The organism is Bifidobacterium felsineum (assembly GCF_002802915.1).
GTDB classification, from domain to species: Bacteria; Actinomycetota; Actinomycetes; order Actinomycetales; family Bifidobacteriaceae; genus Bifidobacterium; species Bifidobacterium felsineum.
The window spans coordinates 135942-152079 of sequence record NZ_PEBJ01000001.1; the positions used below are offsets into that span (position 1 = coordinate 135942).

The following is a 16138-nucleotide window of genomic DNA, read 5'->3' on the forward strand; positions in this document are numbered from 1 at the left end:
GTGAGGTGCCACTCGGATTGCGCGGCGTGGCATGGGTGCATGACTTGGTTGGCGCGTAAGTTGTAAGGCATGAGTGGAACGACTGATATCAATGAAGCAATCAAGGATTTTCCTCGTCGCAAGGCCCGCACCCTGCGCTTCACGAGCGGTGCGCCACGCTCGGCCAAAGTTATAGGAGACGGTTCATCTGCGCTGTTCCTGCGCTCCGATGGGCCGGAGGATCTGGTGACGGCACTCTGGTTGAGCTGGTTCGACGCCGCCGGCGAGCATCATGAGACCAAACTCGCCGATCCGCGCGAACTGCTGGGTGCTGATGCGGACAGCGAGAACGTGCCTGCCGAGGAGCGCGCCCGCCGCGAACGCGCGCGCGAAGGCGGCACCGGCATCGTGAGCTATTCGGTGGATGATGCCGGCGATCGTGTGGTCTTCACGATCAACGGCCGCCTGTACTTGACTGAAATCAACTGGCAGGATGCCGTTGAATCGGTGAGCGCTGCCGAAGGGGCTGAGGAAGGCTCCGAAGAAGGCGCAGCCGTCGAAGCCGCGATTGAGATCCCTATGGCCCGCACCCGCGAGCTGGCCGGCGCATGGCTGGATGAAGATCCCTCCACGTATTCGCCGGTGCTGAATCCGCGTATCGCACCGGATGGCGAGCACGTGCTTTACACCACCGGCGCCTATCTGATGCTGGTCGATATCGGTGATTGGGATGACGCTTCTACCGACCGCATCACCGCCATCTACGGCGTTAGTGTTGAAGACGAGGACGGCAAGCCGGCCGAGAACACATGGAAGATCGGCTTGGCCGAATTCGTGGCTGGCGAGGAAATGAATAGGTATGACGGCTTCTGGTGGTCGCCGGATTCCCGCCATGTATTGTTCGAATCCTTCGATACCGCGGATGAGCCGACTTGGTACATCAGCGACCCGGCGGATCCCGAACATGCCGCAGTCGGCCGCCGTTACCCGCGTGCGCTGACCCAGAACGCCGACGTGTATCTGACCGTGATCACCCTGGCTTTTGACGAAAACGACCGGTATGCCGGCATCACCGCCAACGCCGATGTGGACTGGGACCGTGAAGCCTACGAATACGTGGCCGCCGTGAACTGGGCGGAAGGCCACGACCCGCTGGTGCTGGTGCAGAACCGCCGTCAAACCGCCGATCAGGTGCTCGAAGTCGCTGTGGCCGCCGCCGAGGAGCCGGAATCATTGGAGGAGCCTGTTGCCGCGGCCTGGGCTCAGCTGACCGTCGCCGATGCCATCGATTCCGGCGATGTCGCTGACTTGGCAGATGAAGGTGATGCTCCGCAGCTTGGTGCGACGCGCGTCCTTGAAGAGCACACGAACGATCAGTGGATTGACTTGGTGCCTGGCACCCCCGCCTATACGCCGAGTGGCCATCTGGTGTGCTCGCTGAACGATATGGAGGCGGATACGAACCGCCTGACCGTGGACGGCCGCCCGTTCACGCCTGCCGGCTGGAATGTGCGCGAAGTACTCAGCGTGGATGATTCCGAAGTGATGGCCGTGGTGCAGCGTGAGCCTGATTTGGCTCCTGAAGTGCCGGCTGCCTGGGCCGGGCGCGGAGATGAGCACGATGCACGCAGCTTCGATGTGGTGCTTTTCGATTACAACGGCACTTATGGTGATGATTCCGGTTGCGCAGCGGTCCCGGTCACGACTCGTCCCGGTGTGTGGACGGCGTCTGCGGGCAAGTGCGGCATGGTGATCACCGGCCGTGACCTGGAGCACGCCAAGGTGGAGATGACGCATGTGGTGGCATCCGGCCAAGTGACCGATGCGGTTGCCGATGCCGTATTGCATGGCAAGTTGCCGCAATCGCACGGCGGCATCGCCACCATCGCCAACTATGCGGACGAACCCGGTTTCACGCCGAACGTGCACTTCACGTGCCTTGGCGAACACCGCCTCTACACCGCAATCATCGCGCCGAGCGCGGAGAGCCCGTATGCGAATGCCGCCAATCTGCCTGTGCTGATGAAGCCTTATGGTGGCCCTGGCTTCCAGCAGGTTGTGGATGCGCAGTCCTTCTATTGGGAAGGCCAGTGGTGGGCCGACCAGGGCTTCCTGGTGGTCACGGCGGACGGTCGCGGAACCACCGGCCGTGGCCCGGTATGGGATCGCGCGATCTTCGAGGATATGAAGGATGTGACGCTTGCCGATCAGATCGAGGCCGTAAACGCGCTGCCCGAGGCGATTGCCGAGTTCAACGAAGCCGGTGAAGCTGCTGCCGGTATCCCCGCTCCCGACCTCGACAAGGTGTGCATGATCGGCTGGTCCTATGGCGGATTCCTTTCCGCACTCGCCGTACTTGACGCGCCGAATGTGTTCAAGGCCGCCTGCGCCGGCGCTCCGCCCACCGACTGGACGCTCTACGATACCCACTACACCGAGCGATACCTCGGCCTCGACCCAGAGGTATATCGCCGCAACGGCATCATTCAGGATGCGCCGAAGCTGGAACGTCCGCTGATGCTCATCCACGGTTTTGCCGACGACAATGTCACCATCGCACACAGCCTGCGGCTCTCGCAGGCGCTGATGGCTGCCGGTCGCCCGCATACCTTCCTGCCGCTGACGGGCATCACACACATGACCAACGACGAAACCGTGGCTGAGAACCTGCTCATACTCCAGCGCGATTTCCTCAAGGATGCCCTGACCTAAAGCGGAAGGTTTTAAGATAGGGGCATGCAGCTGACGATGATCGACGAAAACAAATACGCCGAAACCATGCGCAACACCGTGTTGCCGGCACTCGAACAGTGCCGCGATGAAGGCTGGTTCGACCCCTCCGCCGCCGAGCGGGCGGCCGGCCTTGAACCGTTTTCCGGACTTATGGACACGGGCGGCCGATCCGGTCAGCTGCATTACCTGTGCTACGACGCCGGCAAGTTCGACGCCATCCGCGAGGAGGGCGCCACCGCCACATTCCGCGGTGCCATCGTGATCAGCCACGGCTTTACCGAGTTCGCCGAAAAATACGACGAACTCGTCTGGTACTTCCTGCTCGCCGGCTACTCAGTGTGCGTACTGGAGCATCGCGGCCACGGCAAGTCCGCGCGCGACGTCGAAAACCCCTGCATGGTGTGGATTGATGATTGGCGGCGCTATGTGGCAGATTTGGCTGCGTTCGCCCAGACCATCGGTCAGCAGTACGCAGCCGGCATGCCGTTGAATCTGTTCTGCCATTCGATGGGCGGCGGCATCGGTGCCGCGGTGCTCGAACAGTATCCGACCCTGTTCGATAAGGCCGTGCTTTCCGCGCCGATGATCGCTCCTGCCACCGGCATGCCGTTGAACGTGGCCCGAGTTCTCGTGGGTGCTTTGTGCGGTCTGGGCTTTGGCAAGAAGCGTGTGTTTGGCCAAAGTGATTTCACCCCCGAGTTTTCGATGAAGGGCAATGAAGGCGCATCCGAGGCACGCGAACGTTGGTATTTCAAACTGCGCTGCGAAAACCCGGAATACCAGACCTATTGCGCGGCATTCGAATGGGTGCGTCAGGCGTTGAAGCTCAACCATGCGATCCTGAAGCCATCCGCCTGCTCGGAAGTGGAGACGCCGGTTCTGCTCTTCCAATCCGGCCACGATATCTGGGTGCTGAACAAGCCGCAGAATAAGTTCATCCAACTGGTCAAAGACGGTGGCGGCGAAGCGACATTGGTACGATTCCCCGAGTCGCGCCATGAGATCTTCTCGATGCCGAACAGCACCTATAAGCCGTATCTGGAGAAGATTCTGAGCTTCTACGACGACCCGATGATCGCCAGCGCTTCCTATTAACTACGTAGCTGAGTGTAGTTCTTCATTTAGAGTTCATTTTTCTGTCACCTTGAGGTATAGCCCTCTTTATAAGGCGGGAGAAGAATGGAATTATGGGCATTGTCTCTTCTCTTCGTCGCCGCGCCGCAGCGGTTGCGGCAGTAGTATGCGCCGGCGCGCTTGCACTAGCCGGTTGCTCGTCCAATCTTTTGGGTGGAAATTCAGATGACGGTTCGGATGTCGCTAACGCCAACGTCCAAACGTTCAAGCCCTCAGGCGGCAAGGGAGCGACTGCCACGCTCAATATTGCTTCCGGCTCCGAGAACAAGGAAGTGGCCGCCGCCATCCAGAAGGCTGCCGATCAATCCAACGTGGCCATCACCATGCACTACATGGGTTCGCTGGACATCATGAACGCGCTCAAGAACGGTGGCGAGAATTATGACGCCGTCTGGCCGGCCTCCTCCATGTGGATTTCGATGGGCGACACCAAGCACATCGTCAAGGACGCCACCAGCACATCCACCACGCCTATCGTGTTCGGCATCGCCAAATCCAAAGCGATTAGCCTCGGCTGGGCGGATGACTCAGGAAAGACCAAGCCGGTCTCCACTGCGGACATTCTCTCTGCAGTCAGCAATGGTGATCTCAAATTCTCGATGACTTCCGCCACCCAATCGAACTCAGGCGCCTCCGCTTATCTGGCCTTTATGACCGCGCTGCGCGGCGGCGACCAGCCTTTAAGCGACCAGGATTTGAGCGACGCCACGCTCAAGGATTCCGTGGCCAAACTGCTCTCCGGTGTGGACCGCTCCTCCGGTTCCTCGGACTGGCTCAAAGATATGGTGGTGGCCAATCCCGACCGTTTCGATTCGATGGTCAACTATGAATCCTTGGTGATTCAGGCCGACAAGGCTCTGACCAAGAATGGCCATGACCCGCTCGTGGCCGTCTATCCATCCGACGGCATCGCGGTCTCCGATTCGCCGCTCGGCTATGTGGACCGTGGCCAGAAGCTCAAGGATGCGTTCGATTCCTTCGCCAAGGCGTTGAGCTCCAGGGATTCCAAGCTTGAATTCGAACGCGCGGGCCGCCGCACCGGACTCGGCGGCGCACTCGCTTACTCCTCCGATTCCCAAGTGCAGCAGTCTTTCCGCGCCGAATGGGGCATCAATACCGACGCCTCCGCGCTCAAGACCATTCCGCTGCCTACCGCATCCGTGATCAACAGCGCGCTCAACGTCTACCAGACCGCACTACGCAAGCCCAGCTGGACCGTATGGGTGGTCGATTACTCCGGTTCCATGTCCGGTGAAGGCAAGGATGGCGTGGTCAAGGGTCTCAACGCCGCACTCAATCAGGCCCAGGCCAAGGCCGCCTACATCGAGCCCGCGGACGGCGATGTGAACATTCTCATCCCATTCGAATCCGAGGCGCATAATCCGATTAAGGCTGAAGGCACCGACACCGCTAAATTACTGAATGATGCACAGGCCACCGAAGCAAGTGGCGGCACCAATATTTATCGCGGACTTGAAGAAGCGCTGCAGCAGCTGCCGGATGAGGCGGACTCCACTGAATACACCACGGCCATCGTGTTGATGACCGACGGCCGCTCGGTAACCGATGATCAGAAAGCGTTCGAAGCTGATTACAAATACAACGGCCGCGACGTGCCGGTCTTCTCCATCATGTTCGGCGACGCCGACCCCAGCCAGCTGAAGTCGCTCGCCACCTTAACCAACGCCAAGGTATTCGATGGCCGCTCCGGTGATCTCGCCTCCGTGTTCCGCCAGGTCAAGGGGTTCAACTGATGCTCCAAGTAATCTGTGGATTCATAGCCGGGCTAGCGCTCGCCGGTTTCGGTTTCTGGCTGGCCGGCGGCGGCGTGGTTGGTGCCGGTGTGGCCGTGGTGCTGGCAGGCCTCGGCTATGTGGCCGTATCCACACTGACCGAGCCGGAACGGCGAATCGGCAAAATGCTGGCCTCCGCGCTGCCGAACGGTCAGAAGGCCGCGGATGCCATCGATGGCGCGAATACGCGTCTGCATTCGATTTCGGCTCTGACATCCCAGGTACGCGATCCAGCTGTGCGCTCGGAAGCCAACGACTTCATCGTGGCCACACGCGATTTGGTGAACTACGTGACCCGCGACACCTCCGCCTACCAGACATTGCGCCACTACATCACCGTGTACGGCGAGCAGACCGAACAGCTGCTGCGCTCCTATGTGGACGTGGAAAGCTCGGGCGCGCGCGATCAGATCGCCAAAGCGCGCACGGAAACCATTGAGGCGCTGCAGGTGCTCGAACAGACCGCGGCTGGCGAGCTCAGCCGCGCAGTCAGTGCCAAAACCTTGGGTATCGCAGCTGATTCCGATGCGATTCAGCGCTTGGCGCGCATGGATGGGTATGATGCCGCGACGCAATCATCGGCACAATCTCAGCGGTCGGCGCAACAGTCAGTACGGCATAGTGCGCAGCCTCAGCTGACGAATCAGCGGGAGCAATCGGATCAATTGGAACAGTTTGACCGACTGAGCTGGGCGAATGTGAACCAGCCAGAACCGGAACCAGTGCGGTCCAAGCCGGCCCAAAAACCGGCAGAAGGGCGGCAGGAGCAGGAATGAAACTATCGAAATCGAAAATCATCGGACTTATTGCTCTACTGGCGGTAGTGGCAGTAATCTGCGGCACTTTGGTCTGGCGTCAAGCCCAGCCGAAGCCCGCCGCCCCCGTGGAGCAAGTCAGCGTGAACGGCTATTTGGGCGGCGAGAAAATCGGGTTGTTCGACGATGCGAAGTTCAAGGCGCTCGCCGCTGAGCAGGGCCTCAATATCGACTACCGCAAGGCCGGGTCGCTGGCCATGATGGACGCCGACACCAAGGGCATGGATTACCTGTTCCCCTCTTCCAGGGCGGCCGTGGAATATGGCAAGGCCAAGGGCGTGAAGGCCACGCAGAGCGACATTGTCTTCAACTCGCCGATTGTGCTGTATACGCATAAGACGGTGGCCGAAGGGCTGGTGTCCAGCGGGCTGATCACCAAGGATGATTCCGGCGCGTACCACATGGACATGGCCAAAGCCGTGGATGCGATGGTCAACAATAAGACTTGGACGGATGTGGGGTACGCCAACGGTTACGGACAGTTCCGCATCGACTCCACTGACCCGGTGCAATCCAACTCGGGCAACGAATACGCGGCGCTGATTGCCACCGTGATGAACGGCGGACAGCCGGCCACCACGGATTCCGTGGCGCGCGACGGCGAGAAAATCAAGGCGATTTTCGCCAAATCAGGCTGGATGGAAACCTCGTCGGAAGACGCCTTCAACCAGTTCTTGACGCTCGGCGTGGGCTCGAAGCCGATGATGGTGGGCTACGAGTCACAGCTGCTGGACTTGGCTGTGAACCAGCCGGATGCGTTTAAGCAGATCAAGGATGACGTGGTGGTCGTCTACCCCACACCGACCGTGTGGAGCACACACACCTTGATGGCGCTGGATGACAAGGGCTCCAAGCTGTTGAGTGTGCTGAAGAGCCAGAAAGTGCAGAAGCTGGCATGGGAGCGTCACGGCTTCCGCGCAGCCAACTTCGCCGGCACCGATTCCATTAAGCGTTTCGGCGTGCCCGGCACCCTTGAGCAGGTTCCAGCTGTTTCCGAACTGCCCAACAATGACGCCATGCAACAGCTCATCAACACCCTGAAAGGCGTCGACTTACAACAGTAATTCTTTCTTCTCTCTGGCTCCTCCTGGTGGGGGAGCTGTCAGTAGCAGCTGACTAAAGGGGAGCAGTCACAGACTTGAGTCGTTACGAAAGGAATCCAAATGACCACACAAATCACCCTCGCAGATTTAGCCAAGGGCAACACCGCCGCTGTCACCAGCCCCGCGCTGAGCACTGGTGCTTCGAATGGGGCATTGGTGCCCACTGCCGCCGAGGCACAGGCCGCCGCCGCACTGACCCCGGACCAGCAGATTGCCAAACTGCCCGAAGCCGACCAGCAGCAGATCGCACAAATCGCCGGCGGCATCGACTTCACACGCGAAGGCATCGAATCCTCCTACGGCAAGGACGCCCAGCGCGCCACTTCCACATTCGCGGACGAAATCCTCTCCGAAACTCGCTCCAAAGACACAGGCGAGGCCGGCGAACTGCTCAATACCATGCTCGTGACCATCGATGAGGCCGAGCTCGGCGGATTCCGCAAGATTCCGATTTTGGGACAGGTGGCCGTCTCCATCGATAAACTGCGCCGCCGCTACCAGAAGGTCGATTCGCAGATCGATGAGATTATCGTCAAGCTTGAGGCCGCACAGTCGCGCCTGGTGGCGGACATTTCGATGTACGACACGATGTACACGCAGAATGCGCAGCAGTACCGCGAGCTGAAGATCACCGTGCTGGCCGGCAAGAAGGCGCTCGCCGACTTCCGTGCCACCCAGCTGCCGGCTCTGGAAGCCGAAGCACAGAAGAGCGGCGACCCGATGCAGGCGCAGCTCTTGAAGGACTTCAAGTCCAAGCTGGACCGCTTCGAGAAGCGCCTCGACGACCTTGACCGCATCTCTGTGGTGACCTTGCAGACCGCGCCGCAGATTAAGATCATCCAGAACGCCGACCAGACCATCGTGGACAAGATTGACACCACCATCTCCACCACAATCCCGGTGTGGAAGAGCCAGATGGTGATCGCACTGGGTCTGTCCAACCAGCGCAAGGCCCTGGATCTGCAAAACAAGGCCGATGACGTGACCAACAAGCTGCTGCAGAAGAACGCGGCCGCCCTGCACAAGGGTGCGGTGGACGCCGAGAAGGCCAACCAGCGTTCCGTGGTGGAAATCGACACGTTGGAGAAAATCAACTCCGAGCTCATCGCCACCCTGAAGGAGACCGTGCAGATTCAGAAGGAAGGCAAGGCCAACCGCGAGGCCGCGCAAGTCAAGATGCGCCAGATTGAGTCCGACCTGAAGAACGCGCTGATCGAAAACGCTCAGCAGATGTGAGTTTGCGTGGTTTCCGAGGTTAGCGCCCATATATTCCGCGTAGTTTAGCTGACTGTAGGATTTTGAACGTTGACTGTAGGGAAATGAGCACTGACTGTAGGAATTTCAACGAAATACGTTCAAAATCCTACAGTCAGTGTTCAAAATCCTACAGTCAGTGTTGAAATTCCTACAGTCAAGTGCGCACACTGTTTGCAGCTCGTAATCTCGGCTCTGCGTGATTTCACTGTGGGTAAAACTCCGGAATGATTGCCGCCCACGGGAATTGGGCGAAGTGAAGGTCAAAGGTTGAGAGCCCGAGAGGGTTCCGGAGCCTGCAACGATAACCGCTGTCGGTCCTGCATGGGGCTGGCGGTTGGTAGCCAAACAGGTTCTCTCCTAGTTGAGGAGTACCGATTATGGCAATGTTTCCGGCTTTGATGAATGACACGATGTTCTCTGATCTGTTCGACGATCCGTTCTTTGAGGGTTGGCGCAACATGGACAACCAGGTGGCTGCGGCCATGCCGGCGAACATGATGAACACGGATGTGCGTGAGACCGCCAACGGCTACGATGTCGACATCGACATGCCTGGCTTCAAGAAGGACGATATCAAGCTCGAACTCAACAACGGCTATCTGACCGTGTCCGCATCTCGCAGCAGCGAGCATGAGGATAAGGCTCCTGAGTCCGCAAACGGCGAGAACGCTCATACTTCCGATCAGAAGTGCGCTTGCGCTTCCGATGAGGGTCGTTGGCTGCGTCGTGAACGCTACATGGGCTCTTGCTCTCGTAGCTTCTACGTCGGCGACGATGTGAAGGAATCCGACATTCACGCCAGCTACAACAACGGCACGCTGTGCATCCAAGTTCCGAAGATGCAAGCTCAGCCGCAAGTCGAGTCCAAGCACCAGATTGCGATTGAGGGCTGACGCGTTAAGCGGACAGTCCAGTGGACTGTGCGTAGCGTCAGCCTGAGCGAGGCGGTAGCCGAGCGAAGGTTGGATTGAGTCTTCGCGAAGCGAAGTCCGTTCTTGCAGGGCTGACGCGTTAAGCGGACAGTCCAATCGAACTTCGTTCTGAAGCTCAGCTGTGAAGCATATGACCCGGCGGCATTGTCCGCCGAGCCAGCCTCCGAACGAGGAGGCAATCGACTGGGTTGTTAAGAACCGGAGTTCCTATGCAGCTGATGTTCCCTGCGCTGCTCGTTCTACGTTTTCTACGCTGACTAGTTAACGGGCGGCGGGAAACATAGCCAAGAAAATGCCGAGTGAGGCAATACCTCGCCCGGCATTTTTGTTCGTATGTTTGCGTGATTGCGAGCCCACGCGAACTTACGAACGGCAAGGATGCCTACCCAATGATGACCCGCGTACTCGTTGCACCATCCTTTCCGCAGAGCCGCTAATTGTACGTGTTGTACGTGTCCAGAAGGTAGAGTGGCCGAGGAATACACGGGGATAGAAGGGGTTTGTCGTGGCGGAGAATAAGCTGGCTGGCGGTCATGTGGTCTCCTCGGGTGCTACCGTCGTAGGACTGATGGCGATTGTGCTGTGGAGCTTCATGGCCGGCACGGTGCGTATCGTCTCCGAGGGCTTCGGCGCCACGCTCGGCTCCGCGTTGATTTACACGTTCGGCGGCATTCTGCTGCTGATTTTCCGCCGTCCTGCACCACTTAAGCAATTTCCGCGCAAATACCTGATTGGCGGCGGCCTGCTGTTCGTATTCTACGAATCCTCGATTTCGCTGTCGTTGGGTTTGGCGTCCACCGACACCTCATCCGTTGAGGTGAGTTTGGTCAACTATTTGTGGCCCACGATGATGGTGCTGCTCGCGGCCGGCGTCTCGCATCGCAAGCATGCAGTACTCAAGGTACTGCCGGGTGCGATTGTGGCGACGGCCGGTGTAGTGCTGGCGGTCGGCGGCAATTCCGGGCTTGACTGGCACGCCGCAGCTGCGCACATCGCAGAAAATCCACTGCCGTATGTGCTGGCGTTCCTGGGCGCTTTCGCATGGTCGATTTATGCGGTGTTCACTCCGGCATGGTCCAAAGGCGTGGATGGCACATCCGTGTTCTTCCCGTGTGTGGCCGTGGCGTTGTGGATTATCCACTTCGCGTCCGGTCAGGGTATGCCGGCACAGATGCCAAGCTTCAAGTCGTGGCTGTTCGTGGCGATTACCGCAGTGGTGATTGCAGGCGGCTATGCCTGCTGGGGTTACGGCATTCTGCACGGTTCAATGGAACGCTTGGCCATCGCATCCTACGCCACGCCGGTGCTCTCCACCGGTGCCAGCGCCGCGTTGCTCGGCCTGGCCTTGTCCGTGCCGTTCTGGTTGGGCGCGCTGCTCGTTGCCGCCGGTTCCGTGCTGAACTACTTGGTCAGCGCGCGCAAATAAACGGTCGGTTATTTCCCACGGCGCTCGCTAGGCCGGCGCAGCGGATCAAGCAGCGTATCCGGGTTGGAGATGCCGAGCATGCTGCGCCCGCCCGTCGATTCCGGGTGCTTGGCGATGATCGCCAGCGAAATCGCGCCCGGAACCATAATGATCACCGCAATCGCAGCCAATCCCCAGCTCACAAAGAAGCCAATCCCCAGCGCAATAAGCACTACGGCAACCGCCGTGACCGCAATGGTCAGTTGTGCCTGCTTCGGCCCGGAAACCTTCAACCAAGTTGCTTTCTTGCGCTGCTGATTTTGAGTTGCCTTAGTCATACTGCTTAGCATATGCCCCAGTATGGGGTGATTAGAGGTAGTAGCGCGTGTAATTTGTGGTATCTGCCTTGCAAGGGGTACTTTCGGCCGTCTGAGATCATCTATCTGCTTTGCGAGGGGTACCTCGTCCGCAAAAGTTCGAGTATGAATGGTGGTATATCGCGCTAGATACTTGCACTTTTGCGGACGAGGTACCCCTCGCAAAGCAGATAGATATTTGCAAGATTATGAATGTACCCCTCGCAAGCGAGATAGATGTTTGGGGAATCAGGGAATCAGTTCTTCATGAACGAGATTCCCCTGATGCACTTCTGAACAAAAGCCTGAAGAAACCTTGAGAACTCCCGATAAATTCCATGAAATATGGCCATATTCCATGAATTGCGCGTTACTGTTACGCGCGGTTTGCGTGAATGCGAGGGGAGGGTCGCATGACTAATTCGCATGTGCTGAGAACGCTCATGGATATCTCTCTAGTTCGAGGTCCATTACCGTGGACGATATGGACACTAACCGCGATTGTGTCGGTGGCCCTGCTGGTGATGATGGTCATGACTTTGTTGCGCCCTCATGGACGTGACACGGTTGCTCCCTTGACGAGTGCCAGTGCCAGCGGCGATAGCCGTCAAAATTGGCCCGGCAGCGGGGTTCAGGGATCTGCGCATATGCCCGCGTTGCCAGTGGCGGTCGTGGCGGCTGTGGGCACGGGAATCGTCGGCTTGGTAGTCGCATGGTTGATTTCCGATGTGATTATGGTGTTTGGCGTCTCTTTTGGCTGGGCAGTGATTTTCACCATTGCCGCCGGATTCGCCGGCATGGGATTCGCTATTGCTGCTACTGTGCGCACGCACCACGTACAACGTGTGTTGGCTGCCTTGTTGATTCCGCTGGCGTTGCTGTCCTCTGCACTGCACGTGGACGGCATTTATGGCGAATACCAGACCGTGGGCAGTCTCGTGGGCTATTCGCCATACGAGTCAATCAACGATGTGACGCTGCATAAGCCCACAATGACCGTTGCGCAGTGGCGCAAGGCCGCTGCAGCCGGAACACTGCCAGCTGACGTGCCAACGCATGGCAAAGTGCTGACCGTTGATATTCCCAATACCAAATCGCAGTTCGCAGCCCGACGGACCATGGTATACCTGCCACCTGCCGCACTGGCCAAGCGCACGCCTTCGCTGCCGGGTATGGAGCTTTTGGCTGGGCAGCCGGGCAGTCCGGGGCGACTGATGGCGGCCGGCGGCATCGCCGCGATGATGGATTCGTATGCCGCATCTCATCATGGTCTGGCTCCGGTTGTTGTGGTGCCGGATCAGAACGGTGCCGACGCGCATAACAGCCTGTGCGCGGACACCACGCAGGGTAAAGCCGAGACCTATCTGACACAGGATGTGGTCGACTGGGCCAAGCAGCACTTACCGGTCGCCAAAGATGCCGCTATGTGGGCGATTGGCGGCTTCTCGCAAGGTGGCACCTGCACCACCCAGCTGGCACCGCGCCATCCTGAACTGTATGGCGCCATGCTGCCGGTGGATGGCGAGCTGAAGCCGACCAGCGGGTCCGTCGAGAATATGGTGCGCACGTATTTCGGTGGCAATCGTGCGGCGTATGACGCACAGGTGCCGGTGAACGCCATCGCGGCCACTGGATCGTCGAGCCAGGCGCTGTTCGCGGGAGCCGGCGAGCAGGATACCGAAGCGATCAAGAACATGGACACCATCGCTGATGCCGCGTACAAAGCCGGCATGGAAGTCACCACGGTGATGATTCACGGCACTGGGCACGACTGGCACGCCGTGCAGGCTGTCTGGCGGCCCGGTCTCGCTTGGTTTGGCCAACGTACCGGTCTCGGCGATATGACGAAAGCGGTAAAGGATTACCCGCAAGTGGATGTGCAGCGGCAGGAGGCGCAACAATGAGCGAAGAACAGCGCACGCAGGAACCGCGCGTTCGGCATGAAGGCCAACGCAGGACGGGCAAGACCGCCAGTGCGGCAAATGATTGGCGTAATGTCGCCAACGATGCGCGCCAGTGGGTTCGCCAACATCAGTTTGCGGTAGCGTGCACTGCAGCATTGGTACTGGTGAATCTGCTGGTATGGCTGATTGCTGCGCTCGCGGGGGTGCCCTTCCCCTTGCATATGCTCGCTACCAGCATGGCCGAATTCAATCTCAGTAAACTACTTGTCACGCTGTTTCTCGCGCGAGGTGTGCTGCAGCTGGCGATTGACGCCGCGTTGTGGCTGGTCATGTTGTCGATTGCACAAGCGCGGCTGGGCGCTCGACGCTCGGTACTGATGGCGATTGCTTGTGCTGCGGCCGGCACAGTGCTGGGACTTGGGCTGTGTTGGGTGATCGGCTGGGTGTTCCAGGATGCTCGCTTCGTCGATCGCATCAGCTTCACGTTGAGTCCTTTGGTGTTGCCAATCGGTGCGTTGATGGCAGCCAGCGCCGTATGCAGCCACTTGTGGCGTCGTCGTATTCGGCTTATCGGCTACGCGGCGATTCTTGTGGCGTTGCTCTACAGTGGCAACCCCGGTGACTATTGCATTCTGGCCGCCGCGCTTATCGGCCACGCGGCAGGATACTGGCTGGCGCGCGCACATGCGTTCGGTTTTAGCACAGCTGAGCTTGCTGATCCCGTGGAGACAGGCTGGCACTGGCTGCACAGCACCTCATTTGAGGCGCGTCGTATGTTTGCAGCCATTGATGCAGTGCTGGCGCTGGGTCCGGTCGTGGCCATCACGTCCCATAACCATGCCGGCCCACTCAGCACCATCGGACTGCTGATGAGCCCGGTGTCAGTGGACGAGCGCACCTTGGATCATTGCTTGGCCGGCGCTGCCCATACCGGGTGTTTCCTGCAGTTTGATTTGCTGCGCGCATCCATGCCGGGTGCTGTATTGCGCTCGTTGCTGCCTACGGTTGTCGCTTTGCTGCTGGCATGGGGTCTGTATCGTGGGCGTCGTTTTGCCGCCTTGCTCACCATCGCCATCAATATATTTACCGCCGGTGTGGCGGTGGCTTACTATCTCATCACGCCGCTGAGCATTACGCATGATGGTTGGGATGTGCTGATTGAACATGGAGCGCTTGCCGCGTGCGTGGCGAACACGTTGCCATCGTTGCTGTTTGCGTTCACCCTTCTGGTGTCGCTCCGGTACTTCCCGATTCGTGTTGGGTGGCGTCGGCTCATCGGCGGCGTTGGAGCGGTGATTGTTGCGCTGCTGGCTTGCGCGGGCGCCTATCTGCTGTATGGATTGGTGCGTCCTGAGGAGTTCTCGCCACGTGCCACGGCATCGGCGTTGATGGCTGAACTGCCCGGGCGCTTCCTGCCGATTGGATTCCTGAGCCATATGCGGCTCTCGTTTGTGCCGCGCACGCCGTTCGCTTCGCTGGTCTATCAGGGTGTGGGTCTGGTGTTCTGGATTGTGGTCCTGGCCGTGGTGCTGCATTGGCTGGGCGATGTAACTGCCGTAGATGAGCGCGCTCGTGCTCGCGCGGGACGGCTGGTTGAGGCCGGCGGCGAATCGATGAGCTTTATGACCACGTGGGAAGGCAACGACTATTGGATGTCGCCCACGGGCCGTTCCGCGGTGGCGTATCGTGTGCTCAATGGCATTGCGCTGACCTGCACCGGGCCTTTTGGCGACCCGGCCGAATGGATGGATGATCTTGCCGGGTTCTCCCGGTACTGTTTTGATCGGTCGCTTTCGCCGGTGTTTTACAGCGTGCATCGTGAGCAGCGCGATCGGCTGGTGGCGGGCGGCTGGCAATCCGTCGAGGTCGGCAGTGAGATGGTGGTCGATCCGCGCGGATGGAAGACCACCGGCAAGAAATGGCAGGACGTGCGCACGGCCATCAATAAGGCCAAGCGCAGCGGGATTGTTGATGTGCAGTCCACCTTCCTTGATGCGCCCCTCGGTGTGCGCGAACAGATCGAGGACATTTCCGAGGAGTGGGCGCAAGGCAAGGCGCTGCCGGAGATGAAGTTCACGTTGGGTGGCGTCGAGGAATTGCGCGATCCGCGCGTCCGGCTGCTGTATGCTGTGGACGTGGATGGTCGCGTGCTCGCTGTCACCAGTTGGCTGCCTACGTGGCGCGATGGCCGGATCATCGGCTGGACGTTGGACTTCATGCGGCATCGTCCAGACAGTCCGAACGGCATCATGGAGTTCCTGATTGCTCGCATGGCCGAGCGCCTGCGCGATGCCGGCGAGGCTGATCCCGATCAGGCTGTGGAGTTCATGAGCCTCTCCGCCGCACCGCTGGCGGGCATGAATCCGGAGCGGGACAATGCGGGCGTTGCGGGCGCTACGGTTGGTGGCGATGCTGGTGCTGATGTGCAGGCCGGCCCCGAGACTGAAGGCGTTCAGATGCTGCAGCATGCGCTGCAGATTGTGGCCGATTGGATGGAGCCGGCATACGGATTCCATTCGCTGTTCAACTTCAAGCGCAAGTTCCAGCCCGCTGAGGCGCCCGTCTATGTGTGCTATCCGGATCCGGCAGCCTTGCCGCAGATTGGCCTTGCCGTGATGCGCGCTTATGTGCCGTCCGTTACGCCGGCCGAGGTGGCGGGCATGCTCAAGACGCTGCGAGCATAGCGGCAGTAGGCAAACCATGGGCGATTCAAGCGGCGGTTGTTGG

The 16138-nt window shown here is 59.4% G+C and carries 11 protein-coding genes; 10 read left to right on the forward strand and 1 reads right to left on the reverse strand.

Annotated elements, in window-relative coordinates; translation table 11 throughout:
- Window positions 1-69: 69 nt before the first annotated feature.
- The 8 genes from CSQ86_RS00500 (at window position 70) to yddG (ending at window position 11172) form a co-directional block, all read left to right on the forward strand.
- On the forward strand, window positions 70-2691 hold the full coding sequence (locus CSQ86_RS00500) for a prolyl oligopeptidase family serine peptidase (protein ID WP_100493219.1): 2622 nt from the start codon (window positions 70-72) through the stop codon (window positions 2689-2691).
- 24 nt (window positions 2692-2715) lie between these two features.
- Window positions 2716-3807, forward strand: a complete 1092-nt coding sequence (locus CSQ86_RS00505; protein ID WP_100493220.1) for an alpha/beta fold hydrolase — start codon at window positions 2716-2718, stop codon at window positions 3805-3807.
- A 92-nt stretch (window positions 3808-3899) separates the two neighbouring features.
- Window positions 3900-5600: a vWA domain-containing protein gene (locus CSQ86_RS00510; RefSeq protein WP_100493221.1), complete on the forward strand. Its 1701-nt coding sequence runs from the start codon at window positions 3900-3902 to the stop codon at window positions 5598-5600.
- Window positions 5600-6415 carry a hypothetical protein gene (locus CSQ86_RS00515; protein ID WP_243387510.1) on the forward strand — a complete coding sequence of 272 codons (816 nt, stop codon included), beginning with the start codon at window positions 5600-5602 and terminating at the stop codon, window positions 6413-6415. Before CSQ86_RS00510 ends, CSQ86_RS00515 begins: the two co-directional genes overlap by 1 nt.
- Window positions 6412-7518 (forward strand): substrate-binding domain-containing protein, encoded by a 1107-nt coding sequence (locus CSQ86_RS00520; RefSeq protein ID WP_100493222.1) that lies wholly within the window; start codon window positions 6412-6414, stop codon window positions 7516-7518. The genes CSQ86_RS00515 and CSQ86_RS00520 overlap by 4 nt, the downstream gene beginning before the upstream one ends.
- 99 nt (window positions 7519-7617) lie before the next feature.
- Window positions 7618-8793 (forward strand): toxic anion resistance protein, encoded by a 1176-nt coding sequence (locus CSQ86_RS00525; RefSeq protein ID WP_240542203.1) that lies wholly within the window; start codon window positions 7618-7620, stop codon window positions 8791-8793.
- A gap of 398 nt (window positions 8794-9191) precedes the next feature.
- Window positions 9192-9707 carry an Hsp20/alpha crystallin family protein gene (locus tag CSQ86_RS00530; RefSeq protein ID WP_100493223.1) on the forward strand — a complete coding sequence of 172 codons (516 nt, stop codon included), beginning with the start codon at window positions 9192-9194 and terminating at the stop codon, window positions 9705-9707.
- Between the two features lie 544 nt (window positions 9708-10251).
- On the forward strand, window positions 10252-11172 hold the full coding sequence (yddG, locus tag CSQ86_RS00535; protein ID WP_243387526.1) for an aromatic amino acid DMT transporter YddG: 921 nt from the start codon (window positions 10252-10254) through the stop codon (window positions 11170-11172).
- An 8-nt stretch (window positions 11173-11180) separates the two neighbouring features.
- Here yddG and CSQ86_RS00540 read toward each other — a convergent pair whose 3' ends face one another.
- Window positions 11181-11489 (reverse strand): hypothetical protein, encoded by a 309-nt coding sequence (locus tag CSQ86_RS00540; RefSeq protein ID WP_240542204.1) that lies wholly within the window; start codon window positions 11487-11489, stop codon window positions 11181-11183.
- A 431-nt stretch (window positions 11490-11920) separates the two neighbouring features.
- Here CSQ86_RS00540 and CSQ86_RS00545 point away from each other — a divergent pair, with 431 nt between their 5' ends.
- Both CSQ86_RS00545 and CSQ86_RS00550 read left to right on the forward strand, forming a co-directional pair.
- The gene (locus tag CSQ86_RS00545; protein ID WP_100493224.1) at window positions 11921-13411 is read left to right on the forward strand and encodes an alpha/beta hydrolase; all 1491 of its coding nucleotides are present in this window, start codon (window positions 11921-11923) and stop codon (window positions 13409-13411) included.
- Window positions 13408-16095 carry a bifunctional lysylphosphatidylglycerol flippase/synthetase MprF gene (locus CSQ86_RS00550; RefSeq protein WP_100493225.1) on the forward strand — a complete coding sequence of 896 codons (2688 nt, stop codon included), beginning with the start codon at window positions 13408-13410 and terminating at the stop codon, window positions 16093-16095. Before CSQ86_RS00545 ends, CSQ86_RS00550 begins: the two co-directional genes overlap by 4 nt.
- Window positions 16096-16138: the final 43 nt, after the last annotated feature.

Excerpts from the sequence above, each read along its gene's own strand:
- CSQ86_RS00505 (WP_100493220.1), top strand. The coding sequence starts at position 2,716 with ATGCAGCTGACGATGATCGACGAAAACAAATACGCCGAAACCATGCGC.
- CSQ86_RS00545 (WP_100493224.1), top strand. The coding sequence starts at position 11,921 with ATGACTAATTCGCATGTGCTGAGAACGCTCATGGATATCTCTCTAGTT.
- CSQ86_RS00510 (WP_100493221.1), top strand. The coding sequence starts at position 3,900 with ATGGGCATTGTCTCTTCTCTTCGTCGCCGCGCCGCAGCGGTTGCGGCA.
- CSQ86_RS00530 (WP_100493223.1), top strand. The coding sequence starts at position 9,192 with ATGGCAATGTTTCCGGCTTTGATGAATGACACGATGTTCTCTGATCTG.
- CSQ86_RS00515 (WP_243387510.1), top strand. The coding sequence starts at position 5,600 with ATGCTCCAAGTAATCTGTGGATTCATAGCCGGGCTAGCGCTCGCCGGT.
- CSQ86_RS00525 (WP_240542203.1), top strand. The coding sequence starts at position 7,618 with ATGACCACACAAATCACCCTCGCAGATTTAGCCAAGGGCAACACCGCC.
- CSQ86_RS00520 (WP_100493222.1), top strand. The coding sequence starts at position 6,412 with ATGAAACTATCGAAATCGAAAATCATCGGACTTATTGCTCTACTGGCG.
- CSQ86_RS00550 (WP_100493225.1), top strand. The coding sequence starts at position 13,408 with ATGAGCGAAGAACAGCGCACGCAGGAACCGCGCGTTCGGCATGAAGGC.
- CSQ86_RS00540 (WP_240542204.1), bottom strand. The coding sequence starts at position 11,489 with ATGACTAAGGCAACTCAAAATCAGCAGCGCAAGAAAGCAACTTGGTTG.
- CSQ86_RS00500 (WP_100493219.1), top strand. The coding sequence starts at position 70 with ATGAGTGGAACGACTGATATCAATGAAGCAATCAAGGATTTTCCTCGT.